Source organism: Paenibacillus helianthi (assembly GCF_001909055.1).
GTDB classification, from domain to species: domain Bacteria; phylum Bacillota; class Bacilli; order Paenibacillales; family Paenibacillaceae; genus Paenibacillus_AQ; species Paenibacillus_AQ helianthi.
This window is the reverse complement of record NZ_LVWI01000081.1, coordinates 93,393-108,244: the sequence shown is the minus strand read 5'-3', so window position 1 is coordinate 108,244 and position 14,852 is coordinate 93,393. Positions and strand designations below refer to the sequence as shown.

At 44.8% G+C, this 14,852-nt stretch carries 16 protein-coding genes; 1 reads left to right on the top strand and 15 read right to left on the bottom strand.

All coding sequences use genetic code 11. The features are described from left to right. Positions 1 to 18: 18 nt before the first annotated feature. The 14 genes from A3844_RS27575 to A3844_RS27510 form a co-directional block, all read right to left on the bottom strand. Entirely contained in the window at positions 19 to 651 is a 633-nt protein-coding gene (locus tag A3844_RS27575) for an HAD family hydrolase (protein ID WP_074086128.1), read from the bottom strand. 18 nt (positions 652 to 669) lie between these two features. Further along, positions 670 to 1,551 carry a phosphotransferase family protein gene (locus tag A3844_RS27570; RefSeq protein ID WP_074086127.1) on the bottom strand — a complete coding sequence of 294 codons (882 nt, stop codon included), beginning with the start codon at positions 1,549 to 1,551 and terminating at the stop codon, positions 670 to 672. Positions 1,552 to 1,564: 13 nt separating this feature from the next. Then, positions 1,565 to 1,978 (bottom strand): hypothetical protein, encoded by a 414-nt coding sequence (locus A3844_RS27565; RefSeq protein WP_074109118.1) that lies wholly within the window; start codon positions 1,976 to 1,978, stop codon positions 1,565 to 1,567. Next, a complete protein-coding gene (locus tag A3844_RS27560; RefSeq protein WP_074086125.1) occupies positions 1,972 to 2,544 on the bottom strand; it encodes a D-sedoheptulose-7-phosphate isomerase in 573 nt (190 codons plus the stop codon). Before A3844_RS27560 ends, A3844_RS27565 begins: the two co-directional genes overlap by 7 nt. A gap of 14 nt (positions 2,545 to 2,558) precedes the next feature. After that, entirely contained in the window at positions 2,559 to 3,728 is a 1,170-nt protein-coding gene (locus A3844_RS27555; RefSeq protein ID WP_074109117.1) for a glycosyltransferase family 9 protein, read from the bottom strand. Between the two features lie 31 nt (positions 3,729 to 3,759). Next, positions 3,760 to 4,290 (bottom strand): HAD-IIIA family hydrolase, encoded by a 531-nt coding sequence (locus tag A3844_RS27550; RefSeq protein WP_074109116.1) that lies wholly within the window; start codon positions 4,288 to 4,290, stop codon positions 3,760 to 3,762. A gap of 12 nt (positions 4,291 to 4,302) precedes the next feature. Beyond that, positions 4,303 to 5,490, bottom strand: a complete 1,188-nt coding sequence (locus A3844_RS27545; protein ID WP_074109115.1) for a hypothetical protein — start codon at positions 5,488 to 5,490, stop codon at positions 4,303 to 4,305. A gap of 22 nt (positions 5,491 to 5,512) precedes the next feature. Further along, positions 5,513 to 7,102, bottom strand: a complete 1,590-nt coding sequence (locus A3844_RS27540) for a nucleotidyltransferase family protein (protein WP_074109114.1) — start codon at positions 7,100 to 7,102, stop codon at positions 5,513 to 5,515. 281 nt (positions 7,103 to 7,383) lie between these two features. Next, the gene (locus A3844_RS27535; protein WP_074109113.1) at positions 7,384 to 8,184 is read right to left on the bottom strand and encodes a Cof-type HAD-IIB family hydrolase; all 801 of its coding nucleotides are present in this window, start codon (positions 8,182 to 8,184) and stop codon (positions 7,384 to 7,386) included. Between the two features lie 108 nt (positions 8,185 to 8,292). After that, positions 8,293 to 9,057: a pseudouridine synthase gene (locus A3844_RS27530; RefSeq protein ID WP_074109112.1), complete on the bottom strand. Its 765-nt coding sequence runs from the start codon at positions 9,055 to 9,057 to the stop codon at positions 8,293 to 8,295. Between the two features lie 3 nt (positions 9,058 to 9,060). Beyond that, complete coding sequence (locus A3844_RS27525) at positions 9,061 to 10,608, bottom strand: RsmB/NOP family class I SAM-dependent RNA methyltransferase (protein ID WP_074109111.1); 1,548 nt, start codon at positions 10,606 to 10,608, stop codon at positions 9,061 to 9,063. A 61-nt stretch (positions 10,609 to 10,669) separates the two neighbouring features. Then, positions 10,670 to 11,134, bottom strand: coding sequence for a DUF309 domain-containing protein (locus A3844_RS27520; RefSeq protein ID WP_074109110.1), 465 nt, complete (start codon positions 11,132 to 11,134; stop codon positions 10,670 to 10,672). Next, on the bottom strand, positions 11,124 to 11,936 hold the full coding sequence (yjbM, locus tag A3844_RS27515) for a GTP diphosphokinase (RefSeq protein WP_074109109.1): 813 nt from the start codon (positions 11,934 to 11,936) through the stop codon (positions 11,124 to 11,126). Before yjbM ends, A3844_RS27520 begins: the two co-directional genes overlap by 11 nt. 28 nt (positions 11,937 to 11,964) lie before the next feature. Then, positions 11,965 to 13,059 (bottom strand): quinone-dependent dihydroorotate dehydrogenase, encoded by a 1,095-nt coding sequence (locus A3844_RS27510; RefSeq protein ID WP_074109148.1) that lies wholly within the window; start codon positions 13,057 to 13,059, stop codon positions 11,965 to 11,967. 211 nt (positions 13,060 to 13,270) lie between these two features. On the opposite strand from A3844_RS27510, the gene A3844_RS32910 reads away from it, so the two are divergent. Next, positions 13,271 to 13,408: a hypothetical protein gene (locus tag A3844_RS32910; RefSeq protein ID WP_167374753.1), complete on the top strand. Its 138-nt coding sequence runs from the start codon at positions 13,271 to 13,273 to the stop codon at positions 13,406 to 13,408. On the opposite strand, the gene A3844_RS27505 is transcribed toward A3844_RS32910, so the two are convergent. Next, on the bottom strand, positions 13,405 to 14,841 hold the full coding sequence (locus tag A3844_RS27505; RefSeq protein ID WP_074109108.1) for a L,D-transpeptidase: 1,437 nt from the start codon (positions 14,839 to 14,841) through the stop codon (positions 13,405 to 13,407). The two genes, A3844_RS32910 and A3844_RS27505, sit on opposite strands and share 4 nt — an antisense overlap. Between the last annotated feature and the right edge of the window lie 11 nt (positions 14,842 to 14,852).

The window sequence follows — 14,852 nt, the reverse complement described above, 5'->3', positions numbered from 1 at the left end:
GCAAGCCTCCGTCTTCACTTAGTTGATATTCATCATTAAGATTTGATCATTGCAAGCTCTATGCTTTTTGTTGCATTTTTTTATGTTTATTTTGACTGTCTTCATTTCGGCCTTTGAAGCTGCCTCAATTCCAACCAACGAATCCTCAAACACCCGACATTCAGGTGGCTTAACCTTCAATAGTCTGCTGGCCCGCAAGTAGATTTCAGGATGCGGCTTGAGGTACACGACATCTTCTTTCGTTAATATCACGTCAAACACATTACGGCAGCCAAGGCGCTCTATAATATGTGATACAGAAATTTTTGAGGAATTCGAAACTACTCCAAGGTTGAAATGGCCGTAAAAGGACTCTTTGATTTTTTGCACAAGCATAAAATTAGGTACCATATACCTGTCTAGATATTCAGTTATTATAGTGTTTTTTTGTTTAATCAGTTCCCGCAGGACCTTTGTATCATATTTGTCTCCTGTCATATCCTTAAGCATGCTCAAAGAGCCACAGCTAAACATTCTATAATATAAATTTTTATCAAAAGCTAAACTATTTTGCTTGAACACTTTTTGATAGGCCTTTTCATGAGCCATAATTGTATCTGCTAACGTCCCATCACAATCGAACAGCAAAGCTTTTATCCTATGCTCCTTCATAAAATTAATCACCATCCATCAATAGTTTTTGTAGGATTTGAGATACCATCGGGTAGGCAAGATCGTCGTATACTGACGATACCAGTCCAGAATATCCTCCGAGACATTGACGAAGGCATACTCCTTCAGCAAATCCAGATTTAATAAGTCGTTAAGGACGTATGGTGTAGAACATAACGATTGATGCATCCATGATTTTGCTAGCTCAAATTCAAGCCTGCATAATTCTTCAACGGGATCTCCAAACCGGCAACGCTCCCAATCCAATATTGCACTAATAAACCAATTACCTTTATGTTTCTCGACTAATATATTGTTCGCCTGTGGTCCCAGGTCACTATGGAGCAGTGAATCCGGTTCATAGGGATTTGGAAAAACACATGACATAGAATGGATAAGATAATTTATTGCTTTTCGGTAGGAGGAATTCGGCCTTTCATATTGATACTCATGTAGTTTGGCAAGCAAGGAATCGGCAACCGATTTTTTTTCATCCGGGAAAAAATCCACTACTTTCATTGAATGCACCTGCTTTAGATATTGAAGCAATTCGGTAATAAGTCTAGCTCTTTGGCTCGGCTCGATATCCCAGAATACAGATCCAATGGGAACACCTTTCATTTGTTGCATGATTAAATACTCTTGGTTACCCAGATACCCCACACACTCTACCTTTGGAACAGGAAGATCTGTTGCCTCTAACTTTCTAAGAATATGCGCTTCCTTATGTAAGCTGTCTGATCCAATTTGTTCTTCCTTTAAGAATCTATTTCTAGACATTTTGATTACTTTTGGGCAACCGTTAATCTGAAACTGAAAGATATCATTGAAATGCCTTTGGCTGTGCAGCTTCACATCTGTATACTTCACCCCATATAACTGGCGGAGCAACTCTTTCACCCTACTCACCTCCTCAATTCATCAGCTTTAGGAATTTCTGAATAATCGGCCTAAGCTCAATGTTCCTATTAGCTTGCATATAAACTCGTTTATTTCGAAGCAGCGCCCAAAATATGCCCTCCTGCCAAAAATAAGAGCCCTCTTCCCTGTTTTCTATCTTAATTTGGTCTCTAACAGCTTGCGGTGAAGAAAGATAAAGCGGCAGATCAAATCCGTCCATATAGTCTATAAACAATAAATAAGACTTTTCGCTACCATGCCCAGTGGTATGCAAACATTGATGAATATCTTTCGTTTTTTCAGGCATGGTTCTATTCCCAAACTCTGAGTTGTAATAAAGCCCCTTGGCTTCTTCACTTAAAAGACAGATTATAGCTGGTAATTCCAAGTTGCCTAGTAATTCATCGAACCCATCTGCTCTCAACATACAGGTTCCTCAAAATAACTTTTCTCCACTATTTCACATATAATATGCCCTATCATGATGTGTGCCTCCTGAATTCTAGCAGTATTTGTGGTTGGCACCTGGATACATACATCGCAGAATTCATTCATCATTCCACCTGTTTTCCCGGTAAACCCTATAATGATTGCACCTATTTCTCGGGCTGCCTGAACTCCACGAACAATATTCTTGCTGTCGCCAGAGGTCGAGAAAGCGTATACAATATCACTTTTATGAACAAATCCTTTAATTTGTCTTGCAAACACTTCCTCATATCCGTAATCATTCCCGAGCGCTGTCATAATTGAAGTATCCGTCGTCAGCGCATGAGCGGAAAGCGCACCTCTATTGATTCGGAATCTACCTACCAGCTCTGCTGCTAAATGCTGACAATCTGCTGCACTGCCGCCGTTGCCAATTAAGTATACGGATCCATTTTGCCGCAGGGCCATTAGAGTAAAGTCGATTACAAGCTGGATTTGACTAATCAGTTGAGTGTCCAACCGATTGATCATTTTGTTGTGCTCATTGATTAGTTCCTGGATCATAATTACCCTCCTAGTTAAATAATGGACTTGATTTGATCCCACACCTCCTTTACCGTGATCTCCTTAATGCAGGCAGCTGGAGCATCTGATGCGGTAGGATAAATGCAGGACCAGTTGCACCCAAAGCACTCCCATTTCTTCTGAACAACGATCGGCAATCTACTATTGCCAAATTTATCAGGATAAGGCAAAAATCTCGCTGGATGAAAACCACCTACAATACATATGGAAGGAATGTTCAAACTTACAGCAATATGTACAGCACTTGAATCATTAGTAACAAGAAAACTGCAACTGGAGATAAGATCTGCAACTTGCTCTAGTGAGGTTTGTCCCATTTTATCGATTAGCGGTGAAGTACTTCTCTTCATGATTTGGCCGGCGAGATGTTTCTCTTCATCGCCCCCACAGATAAGACCTGTCATACCGGTTTTCTGATAGATCAGATTTGTTATTTCGGCAAAAGAAGAAGTCGGCCATTTCTTGATGTCTCTACTTGAACCCGGAAAAATAATATAATATGGATTTTGCAATAGTTTGTGCCTAGTAATAGGTAAGGGCCATTCAGGAATACCAGATGTAAATGAAGGAAGACCAATAAAGTGGTTGAATTCCGCATTTCGGTCTAATTCCATCATAGTTTCTATTCTTGACTCTATTAAATGCGTGTACCATTTATTGCTTATTTTCCGCTCCATGCTGCTGATATTATTTAAGTCTCCGCAGAATCCGATTTTGACGGCCGCCCTAGAAAATCGCACCACGGCATCGCTGTACAGAAACTCTCTTGAATACATAGGATTCAATAAGATGGCAGATTCAAAAGCAAATATGCTTTTAAAAATTTTTATTCTGTATGATAGATGATGCACAAATTTGGAGCGGTTTACAGGAATAATTCGGGATAGAAGTCGATGATTAGTAAATAATTCTGAACAATATTCATTGCAGATCAGGATGTACTCGTATTCCTCGGCTGGATATCGTTCAATCAAGGAATTGAAGGCATCCAGCCAAAGAACTGTATCTCCCAATGCATCTAATCGGACAATGAGTAGTGGCGTTTTGGCAATCGGTTTATTTGGCTTGACAGCACTAGAGCAATGCTTAAATATAAAAAGCAGCAATGTATCAAAACAATATAGTCTAATAAGGGAAATACTCTTTTTCATTACAGAAAACATATAGTATACCTATCACTCCTTAACATTAATTTCATTTACAGATCAGCCAATTCACCGCATCCTGCAGGTTATCAGCAATATAATCAGGACTGGTTTCAATCCAATTATCCCTATATCTCCCTAAAGCTTCGTTCCCCCAACCGGTTCTGACTAATATTTTTAACGCATTCACCGCATAGGCAGCCAACATATCTGTATCACCAACGTCGCCAATAACCGCACATTTTTCCAAATCCAGATTATATTTTTCAGCAGCTTTTAGTAATAAACCCGGTTTAGGTTTTCTGCACAAACAGTTATCAGTTGCTTCATGGGGACATATAAAAGCATCATCGAAACCAAAGGAGGAAAACTGTTCCATAAATTCTTCTGTTGTTGCTTCACCTTTGGAAATATGGTATTGATTGGTAAAAGCAAACACCATGATGTCATGCAGTTTGAGTTTTTGGACTGATCCCAAAGTATAAGGGAAAAGAGTAAAATGCTTCGGATGAATAAAATGACCTGTGCCTCCCATCGTTCCGTCTCTATCAATAAATACAGCTTGGATTGAAGACTTCATGATTCCCCTCCTTTAAAAATCTTTAGGACTTATTGTTATCGTGTTTTCCAGGTATAGAATATTTTTCTCCATACCTCTGCGACTCACATAATTTAAGAGGACAGACTGAATAGAATCGTTTAAAGCATACAAATGGGTAATTTGTAGAAGCTTCTCATCAGGTAACATCCTATACCCTACAAAACCCACAATTTCAGAGGTTGTCTGGGCAAAGGTTATTTCGTAGCCATCCTGCAAACTTAAGTACTGATCAAGCTCATCTAAAAAAGAATCTAGGCGAAACCCCTTTAAAAACGTTTTTATTCTTTGGTGTTCTTCACCTCTGTAATGCCATCTTTTTCTGCCCCTCAAAAAAATCATACTTTGCAGTCCTACCGAATCATTAACTTTTCCAAGAAACCATTGTATGACCTTTGGTAGTTTTTCTGCAAGAACAGCCAATTCCTTTGTTTGTTTCTTTGGCATCCAGTCTTTGCGAAGTTGAAAGGCACTTCTGAATTCCTCTAGAAAATCAGTGAAAAAGCTTTGATACTGTTGAAACGCGTCTTTTTTCGTTACGAAAAGATGCTGCTGTACAAACAAGACGGCTCTGCAAATAGAAATGTATAACATCGGTATTACTTTATATTTTTGGTGAGGTGCATATTTCTCTAGAGTGCCAAGATCACAAATTTCAGCATTGTCGGCAACGTCATGATAAAGTTGTATACGTTCAAGTGTGGAGTGAACGAATGCACGGATCAGGCTATTTGGCGATATAAATCTTAGTGTAGCTTCTATCCATTTAGATTGATTATTTCCGGACAACAGTTTCCCATGTTGCCTGGTTTCAAATAGAGCCCTGATTACAGCTGAATTATCAAAATACATATACTCGCTTTGAACAAGTGACGCAGTCTCATCTTTAAAGACAATTCCGATATCAATAACCGAATCCCCGGTTCCGGCAAGCCGCCCTCTATATTTCTGATTGACATCTCTGATCAATTGATTAATATTTTCCAGACATTTCATATTTCTTGCAGGCAAGAAAACCAGAAAATCAATATCACTCCACGAAGGAAGAAATTCGCCATATGAATTGCTGCCGATCTGATAAACAGCATCAATTATAGGTTCATATATCCTTAAACACAGTAGAACTTCATCTATAATCTGATCTTTCAGCAACAAAATAGATGTATCGTTATTGTTAATCACTGATATATGACACACTCCTTCATTATGTAAATGCAAGAATACCTAAATTATCCACTTCTTCAGGATCATCTTCGTTTCCGTAGCCTCCCATATTAACCGGCAATAAGCGCTCGCCGTAATCTTCCCACAACACTGAATAATATCCGTATTTGCAGCTTGTATCAGCACTCAAGACTTCTTCTAATGGAATTGTGACTTCGACCTCTGTCTGACTTCTTTGTACTTCTTCAAGCTGAATTCGCTTGATAGGTTTAGTATCCAATTCAATTTCTATTTTGTCGTTGAATACCTTAAACAAAATTTCTCTAATATTAAAATTAGCTGATGGTCCGCATAAATCTAACGAATTTGTATAAAAGTAAAACGACAGATGGTATTTCTCAGGCCAAGTCGATTGGATAATCAGGTACAGATTTTCAGCATCGTATTCATATCTGTATGCATACTGCAGGTTATGATCTCGATAACCAAAGCATTTCCGGAAATTCCTAGGTAATACAGAATCTTTCCTATTTAAAATTTTTACAGGTTTGTTGAAATTAACATTCATCGGGCTGAACCAGCGTTCTAGACATAATCCCCGATACTCAAGAATTCTATCATTATAATTAAACATCCGATGGGAGAATGAAGTTTTCCAAGCAACGACGGAGCCTGTTTCATATCCTTGGTAGTTGTAAGTATTATTAACCGTGTTAAAGATCTCAATGATATTTGTGGGTATGCAATCAAATAAGGAATTCAAATTATTCAAAACACAAAATATTTTGTGTAGCATTTCATATTTATTGCTTAACTCTGCTATTAAGTTCCAATCCATTCGGGTTTGGTATTTATTAAGATAGCTGTAGATATCAACATAATCTCTCAATCTGAAGCCTCTCTCCACGCCGACTCGCTCTTCCGAATCACTGTAGGCATTCGCACATAAATGCAAGAAGGTATGTAGCATATCGTTTGATACTATTTTTACTCCTTCGACAATATAAACCTCGTTTTTTTCACAGAACTCTTTAATATGTTTTCTGGGAATGGCGCTAGTATTGCTTTTTAGTTCAACAGCTATTTTTAATTCCCCCACCTGTTTCAGATACCAATATTCATGAAAGATACCTTGATTTGATGAATTTTTGACCAAAGTTTCAACAGCATATAAACTGTCGCTATATAAAGTTCGTTCAAATTTAACATCCCTCAACAGTTCTGAGAATGCCAGAAAATCGTTTTCATCAACAACAATATCTATATCGTTACTGTCCCTGGCATTCAAATCATCATAAAGTAAATTGGAGATGACAAATCCCTTTAAATAGGTATATTTAATCTCTCTTTGCTGTGTTATTTCAATAATTTGTTTAAGTTCGCTTAATAAACGATTCTTGAACATGGCTTTATAAGAAAACCGCTTCGCAAATGGCTCCTTCTTCTCATCCGGTATATATCGCTCCATTGCTTTATAGAGAAGTGTGAATAGCTTATGCCGTACACATACTGTAAATAAACGATCCCAATCCATCTGTTCAATGAATTCTTCGCAGTCAAATGATGTTAATTCAAAGTGATACTTCGCCAAATGCAGTAAAAACAATTCTTCGTGCGATAGTTCGTTCATATTAGTTCTCCTGTTCAAAATGAAGTTTACGATAAGTCCAATATGAAATCGATTACATTTACCAAGCTATCTGACTAATGACGTTTTATATTAAAGAATTATAAATCATAAAACAATAAAAACGTTTTTATTGAATATAAATACACAATATCATTTCAATAATGTCGAAGTCTGTCACAATATGGAATTAAAGAAAATATTTTGAACAAAAAAACCGACGGTACATGCACCATCGGTTTTTCTCGCTTCATATCAAATCTAAAGAGGCTTGATCAAGAGTCTCATGACAAGCAGTACTTCACAAGTGCATCGCGCACGCCATTATTATTATTGGTTCCCGTAATTACATCTGCAGCCGCCTTAACCTCAAGCGGTGAGTTATCCATGGCAATACCAAGTCCGGCGTATGTAAGCATGGAAATATCATTATAATAATTCCCGATGGACAAAACATCCTCTTGAGATATACCCAGATGTATAGCCAGATTCATTAACGCATTGCCCTTGGAGGCTTCCGGATGCATTAAATCTACGAAAAACTCCCCGCTGCGGACAATATTATACTGCTGCGTCCAGGTGCTCCATTCCCGCTGGGCTTCGTCAAGAATATCCGATTTGGTGAAGACAGTAAACTTGACAACCGGTTCGCGAAAATCCTCCCAGGCCGGGAGCGTCGCTGGTGTCACCCGAAAATGCTCATACATATGATTAGCTTCCGAGGTCAGATTAGCGACATTATCTACATACATGTCAAAGGCAGTATTCACATCATAATGAATATTATGGGCACGGCAGTACTCTATATACGGGTCCAGACCGCGGGCATCCAGTCCATAGATATGCAGTACCTCGCGGTCTTCTACACGCACCGTCGCCGCTCCATTATGTCCCAGGACATACCCGGCCAGTCCCATCTCTTCCATTAAAGGAATCGAATTCTGCGGGCTGCGCCCTGTACATAGGACAATCAGCCCGCCCTCCCTTGTCACTTCAGCGATAGCCTCCTTATTTTCAGAGCTCAACTGGTGATCGTCATTCAGGAGCGTGCCGTCTACATCCAGCGCAATCAGCTTGTATTTCATACCCCACCATCCTTGTTCGTCTTTATCTGTATCTAACCATTGTATATTACATCCGTTAACAGAGACTGTTAATTTAATTAACCGTGGATAAAACCTCCACTGATTCCCTTAAGTTTCCGCTTCCCCGCCGCCAAGCAGCGCCAGTTCTTCAGCAGTCAACTCCCGGCAAGCACCGGGCGCCAGTTGCTCATCCAGCTTCAGCCCGCCCATAGAGACCCGCTTCAAGAAAATCACCTTTTTGCCAACCGCCAGAAACATCCGCTTCACCTGATGAAATTTCCCCTCTGTAATGGTCAGTGAAATCTGGGAGAGGGTTTTGCTTCCGCGTTCCCTTCCCATAAGGGTAAGCTGTGCAGGCAAAGTCACATATCCGTCCTCAAGCTCAACACCTGCGGCAAAAGCTGCTACATCTGCAGCATCCACCTCACCCTCGACCGTAGCCTCATAGGTTTTCGGGACATGCTTGCGGGGCGAGAGCAGCTCATGGGCCAGTTGCCCATCATTGGTCAGCAGCAGCAACCCTACCGTATCCTTATCCAGTCTTCCGACCGGAAAAGGCTCAAACTGTGCATATTCCTGCTTAAGCAGATCCAGCACTGTCCGGTCCCGTTTGTCTTCTGTGGCTGACAATACGCCAGGCGGCTTATTCATCATCAGATAGATGAATTCACGGTAAATTACAGGCTCTCCACCCACCTGGATTCTGTCCGTGTAGGGATCAACATGATAACCACTATCCTTAATAACGGCGTCGTTCACGGTAATCAGCCCTTGCTTCGCCTGTTTGCGGATATCACTGCGTGAACCTTTGCCCATATGGGACAATACTTTATCGATCCGCTGTTTTTTTACAGCATTTCCTGATGCACTCATCCTTTACGTCCACCTCCAGCCTGCGGGATATTCATTCTTCAGCATACCGTCCTGCCATTTCCCCCAGCCAGCGCTGTACCCGTCGACACAGACAAGCACGTAACCTTTGGCGGAATTGCCAGGCCGTACCGTTAAGCGTTCCTCGGGGATAGACAATGTTTCCCCTTTCAGATAGGAGACCGCTTCGCTGCTTCCGCTGGATAATGAGAGGCTGCGGATACTCTCGGCGGGATGCAGAGCGGTAGCGAGCGGATGTCCGGGAATAAATCTGCCGCTGCGGATATGACCCGCATACCAGCCGGGACGAATCGTCTTTAGGCCGTTAAGTGCAGCCTTGGGCAGCGGTGAGAGATACAAATGGTCACCGAACAGCACCGGAAATCCGGATGGCTGCCAGCCTAGCTGGTCTTCGGTAAATAGGGAATACGCAGCTCTTGCGGCCTCTTCTCCCCCGCCTTCAGACTGGCGTCCAGGCGAAGTACCGCCGGACTTGCCGGAGGTTCGCCCCCCTTTGCCGCCCCGTCCGCTTACCTGTCGGGCAGAACCAGCTCTGGCAGTGGCCTCACCCTTGACTCCATTGTTCCGCGAAGAAACGGAAAGTGTTCTTTCCGCAACAGCCTGTCCCGGATCGGATGCAGTTTCCTCTGGGGAACGGGGACTTCCGTCATGGCGCAGTACAGCCATAAAATGCCCCTCGCCCTTGACCTTATGCGGCCACAGCCGGGCAGCTCCAGACAATCCTTGAAGTCCAGGTGCAAAGGAACCTGTTCCGCCTACAGTAACAAGCGAAAACTCAGGATGAGTATCCAAAAACTCACTGATCGTACCTTCGTTCTCCTCCGTGGCAAAGGTACATGTGGAATATACCACGGTTCCCCCCGGCTTCAGCGCTTTTACGGCTGAATTCAGAATGTCCCTCTGCATAGCAGCATACTTCAACGGCGTTTCAGGCTCCCACTGCTTGACCATATCTTCATCCTTGCGGAACATGCCTTCACCCGAGCAAGGCGCATCGATCAGAATACGGTCAAAAAAAACAGGAAAAGCCGCAGCAATCCGTTCCGGACTTTCATTCAATACGATTCCGTTGCGGACACCGTACAACTCCAGGTTCTTAGCCAGGGCCTTGGTCCGCTCCGGGTGGAGATCGTTGCTGATGAGAAGCCCTTCACCCTTCAGCTTGGCCGCAATCTGCGTAGATTTACCTCCTGGCGCGGCACATAAATCAAGCACATAGTCGCCTGGTTGTACGCCGAGCAGTTCTACCGGAGCCATCGCACTTGGCTCCTGAATATAGTACAGTCCCGCATGATAATACGGATGTTTGCCGGGTCTCGCCCCTTCTTCTGTATAGAACCCGGCTGGGCACCAGGGAATTGGAGCAAGTTTGAAGGGAGAGAGCGTGCGCAGTTCCTCCACCGATATTTTTAATGTGTTGGCACGAATGCCGCCATAAGGAGTCTCCTTGTACGACTCTGCAAATTGCTCATACTCCGGTCCCAGCATTTCCTTCATGCGCTGCATAAAAGTGCCGGGCAATTGCACTGCCATGATGCCGTCCTCCAATAATCAAGGAACACCCCTGCGGGTGCTCCTGTGGTAGTCTTGCTATTCAGAATTCCCTATTCGCGCGGTGGGAAGTTAGTGGTCTCTGAGGACCACGGCGCTGTGGATGATTGGGTACAATCTCTTTACCTGCAGCGGTCACTTCTTCTACCAGAATCGGGTCAATCAGCTCAATCGTGAGATCATAATATTCAAACGGCTGGTCCGCATAGGAGTCCAGCTTACGGGCATAATCTTCAACTTCACGGACCAGCTTCGTAAGATTGATTCCCAGGGTATCCCCAGGATACTGCTGGAGCACCTCCTGCGACCGGTTCAGCATCATTAAGCCGCCGCGCACATTGTTGTTCCGGAAATGATACAGTCCTACTGCAGTCTGCAGCAGAGCCTTGTACAGCGGATCACGTTCCCTGGCCAGCCACAGCTCTTCAAGAACCTCATGACATTCAAAATAATCCCTGTCCCGGTTGAAGTAGACCAGGAAAGCCAGGTACAGCGGTTCATAAGCCATCCGGCAGACTGTCCTTTTTGGCATCCGACAACAGCTCGCGCACATGTTCCAGCAGGTCCTTCATCGCTTCCATATCCTGCGCCTGCCAGATCTGATTGAAGCGTTCCTGGCTTTCAATGGCTTCATTCACCAGATGGTAGAAGTACAACTGATGTATGGCTTTCAGAAGCTGGGTCGTTGTATTCGAATTTTCCTCGAAGGTTTTCTGCGCCTCCAGAATTTCTTCACGGATACTGGACATTTCACTGTCCAGTATAGACGCGGCTTCCGCAGCCGTCTTCAGGCGCAGCCGCATTTCATCAGGCAGGCTTTCCCGGTATTTGTAATTCAGGGAATGCTCAATGGTTGCCCAGAAGTTCATAGCGAGCGTGCGGATCTGAATCTCGGCGAGCACGATCTTTTGCCCCAGGGCTGTCTGCACCGGATATTTAATGATCATATGGAAACTGCGGTAGCCGCTTTCCTTATAGTTCGTGATGTAATCCTTCTCGTAAAGAACCTCAAGATCCTTGCGGGCGCGGATATATTCGGCCACTCTGCGGATATCCTCCACGAACTGGCACATGATGCGAATGCCGGCAATATCCTCAATCCCTGTTTCCAAATCCTCCATCTTTACATTTAAGCGTTTGGCTTTCTCCAGTATACTTGACAGCCGCTTGACGCGCCCGGTTACGAACTCGATCGGTGTATACTCTTCTCTTTTCTTGAGCTCCGAACGCATTGTTTTGAATTTAACCTTCAATTCCTCCACAGTTTGTTCATATGGAAGTAAAAATGTTCCCCAGTCCCTGACGTCCATCGCCTTCGTCCTCCTGTCCATTCATCCTTCAGTGATGATCAGCGCCCACTGCTTCTAGGATATGAGAGAATCCGTCCTGCCGCAGCAGCTTCCGTAATCCGGCATGCACTCTGCGGTTAACCTCCGGTCCTTCATAGATGAGAGCTGTATAAATTTCGACCAGACTCGCGCCTGCCCGGATCTTGTCATATGCGTCCTGGCCGGTAAAAATACCGCCCGAACCAATGATCGGCAGCTTACCTCCTGTCTGGCGGTAAATCCTGCTGATAATTTCCGTGGAGCGGTCACGCAGCGGCTTGCCACTGAGGCCACCTGTCTCTCCTGCCTTGTCACTCTTAAGCCCTTCCCGGCTGAGTGTGGTGTTGGTGGCAATCACACCGTCCATTCCGGCGTCAGCGATTGTATGTACCATATATTCCAGTTCGCCGTCGCTGACATCTGGCGCGATCTTGACCAGCAGGCTTTTGGAAATACCGCTCTGTTTGTGCTGAAGCTCCATTTCCTCCTTAACCTGGGCAAGAAGATTAGACAGCTCGCTGCCATGCTGAAGACTGCGCAGGTCCGGCGTATTCGGCGAGCTGATATTGACCACAAAAAAATCACCGTACCGATATAGCGTACGGATACACTGGCGGTAATCCTCATGTGCCGACTCATTAGGCGTTGTTTTGTTACGCCCGATATTCACCGCGACCGGAATTCTTCGTTTCCCCAGCGCCTTGAGCCGTCGTGCCATCGCATCAGCACCTTCATTGTTGAAGCCCATACGGTTGATCAGCGCTTCGTCAGGCAGCAGCCGGAATAACCGCGGACTGTCGTTTCCAGGCTGTCCTTTCGGTGTTACCGTGCCCACTTCCATAAATCCAAAGCCAATGGAAGAAAATCCTCCCACAGCCTCAGCATTCTTATCCAATCCTGCCGCAAGCCCCACTGGAGTCGGGAAATGCTGGCCGAATAAATCCACTGCAAGATCGGCGGTCTCGGGAACGCCGTACATAAGACGCATCGCGCTATTGCCACCGGGCACCAGATCTGATTTGTTCAGTCCGCTAATGACGAGATGGTGCGCTTTCTCCGGGTCCATTTTAAAAAAAATAGGTTTGCCTAAATGTCGATACAGCACCGTTCTCGCTCCTTCAAAGGGAACCCTTAAGTAGGTCAGGTGACTCCCCGTTTCTGTAGGTTTCTTCTTAATTTTAGCTGTTTCCGGGGGAAAAGAAAAGTTTTTTACCGGGCGGAGTTTCCGAACGAAATGCTGAGTATAGTAATTTTGTTGTAAACGCATTACAATGTAAGGGTAATCAATGATAAATAGAGAAAGAAGGATGGCCAATATGTCTACAAAACGCAAACCTCCAACACTGCAGCAAAAAAAAGAAGAAGTCAACCGCAAAGCCATACTATGGATCAGTGTTAGTCTGGTGCTGCTGGTTCTTCTAATTGTTGTTCTATTTATTGTTGCAGGAAACTAATTCAGCCAATGGTAGACTTTGTTGGGGTTGGTCTGATCTAGCGGTGTGCCGGAAGGGAAACTTTCCTCAGGCAACAGCAGTCCGTCAGGCAGAACCCCTTTACTAATCTGGACCTTCGTCCCCATCGGTACCATTGCGAACAGCTCCTCCACATCCCCGCGTTTCATACGGATACAGCCCAGTGACTCATCCTTGCCGATACTGTCCGGCTCATTTGTGCCGTGTATGGCATAATTTGTGTCCGAAAGCTGCATACCGCGGCTGCCAAACTCCCCATTGCTATGCCCGTTCGGATTGACCACCTTATCCGTAATCGCAAATTCTCCTTCAGGTGTCCTGTTCCCCCCAAGCCCAACCTCATAGTTCCGCAGAATGACACTGCCGCTGGTTACTGCCAGACGGTGATTTTGTTTATCCACGATAATTTTCAGCGGACTGCTAAAAAAGGGCTGCTGCGTCTCTTTGCTTTTACCAGTCTTGGCACCCAGATTCCCTGCTTCTTCACCCACTCCCGTCGTTGGCACAGGTGAAGCCGTACCTGCTGAGGATTGGGGCATCTGCGAATTTAATGCTCCCCGAAGCGCACTGAATTCCTGCTTCATGAGCGGCGTCGTCCCCCCGAGATAATTCCCCGGAAAAGGTTTGGCCAGCTCCTTTAACGATTTTGGCAACGTACCCTTACTGTTCTGATAAGATCGGATAGCGCTCCAAAGTGCCGCCAACTCTTCCTGCTTATCCTGCCATATTACTGCCTGCTTCTTCAGCCCGCCAGCTTCCGGCGGTACACAGGCACAGGCTGCCGGATCATAAGACTGGTATACAGTCTTCCCTTGCTTGTTCTTCTCGACCGTAGCCACAAGAGGCAGGTTACTCTTCCAGACCAGCCAGCGTCCCGACTTTTTCATAGCAAGAACTGCTGTTTCGGAAGGAGCCTTCCGGCTCTGCATAATCTTCACCAATGCCTGGCCCGCCGAGGCCATGTCTTCACCTGCTGCCGTAAAAGCCATGGCCGGCTGAGCTGAAGTTTCAGTTGCATCCTCTGACGGTTCCGCAACCGCCGGCTCTTTCAGGTTACCGGTAACAGCAGCCGAGGCTGGCTCTCCGGATTCGTCCGTACTTGCCACAGGGGCCAGCGCTGAGGGGATCACCACGAGCAGAAACAGCATCAGCGCAAGGAATGTCCGGCGCATCCGCAGCCTGGATTCGCGCCGCTGCCGGCCCTCCCTGAGAAGACCTTCCTCATATTCACGGAGCATATCCGCCGGTACCTTACTATGCTCAAAGGCTTCATATACTTCACCCGCCTGGTTGAAGCAATAGTTGGCCTTCCCCTGCTGGCCGTTCTTATAATATTCCTTACCAAGCAAGTACCATGCCATCTTGTTTTCAGGATGCAGTTGAACATATGCTTTGAGATGCTGCGAGTTTTTCATCGGGGCCTCCG

Coding starts and splice junctions, on each gene's coding strand:
- A3844_RS27575 (WP_074086128.1), bottom strand. CDS start 651: ATGAAGGAGCATAGGATAAAAGCTTTGCTGTTCGATTGTGATGGGACG.
- A3844_RS27565 (WP_074109118.1), bottom strand. CDS start 1,978: ATGTTGAGAGCAGATGGGTTCGATGAATTACTAGGCAACTTGGAATTA.
- A3844_RS27560 (WP_074086125.1), bottom strand. CDS start 2,544: ATGATCCAGGAACTAATCAATGAGCACAACAAAATGATCAATCGGTTG.
- A3844_RS27555 (WP_074109117.1), bottom strand. CDS start 3,728: ATGTTTTCTGTAATGAAAAAGAGTATTTCCCTTATTAGACTATATTGT.
- A3844_RS27550 (WP_074109116.1), bottom strand. CDS start 4,290: ATGAAGTCTTCAATCCAAGCTGTATTTATTGATAGAGACGGAACGATG.
- A3844_RS27540 (WP_074109114.1), bottom strand. CDS start 7,102: ATGAACGAACTATCGCACGAAGAATTGTTTTTACTGCATTTGGCGAAG.
- A3844_RS27535 (WP_074109113.1), bottom strand. CDS start 8,184: ATGAAATACAAGCTGATTGCGCTGGATGTAGACGGCACGCTCCTGAAT.
- A3844_RS27530 (WP_074109112.1), bottom strand. CDS start 9,057: ATGAGTGCATCAGGAAATGCTGTAAAAAAACAGCGGATCGATAAAGTA.
- A3844_RS27525 (WP_074109111.1), bottom strand. CDS start 10,608: ATGGCAGTGCAATTGCCCGGCACTTTTATGCAGCGCATGAAGGAAATG.
- A3844_RS27520 (WP_074109110.1), bottom strand. CDS start 11,134: ATGGCTTATGAACCGCTGTACCTGGCTTTCCTGGTCTACTTCAACCGG.
- yjbM (WP_074109109.1), bottom strand. CDS start 11,936: ATGGACGTCAGGGACTGGGGAACATTTTTACTTCCATATGAACAAACT.
- A3844_RS32910 (WP_167374753.1), top strand. CDS start 13,271: ATGTCTACAAAACGCAAACCTCCAACACTGCAGCAAAAAAAAGAAGAA.
- A3844_RS27505 (WP_074109108.1), bottom strand. CDS start 14,841: ATGAAAAACTCGCAGCATCTCAAAGCATATGTTCAACTGCATCCTGAA.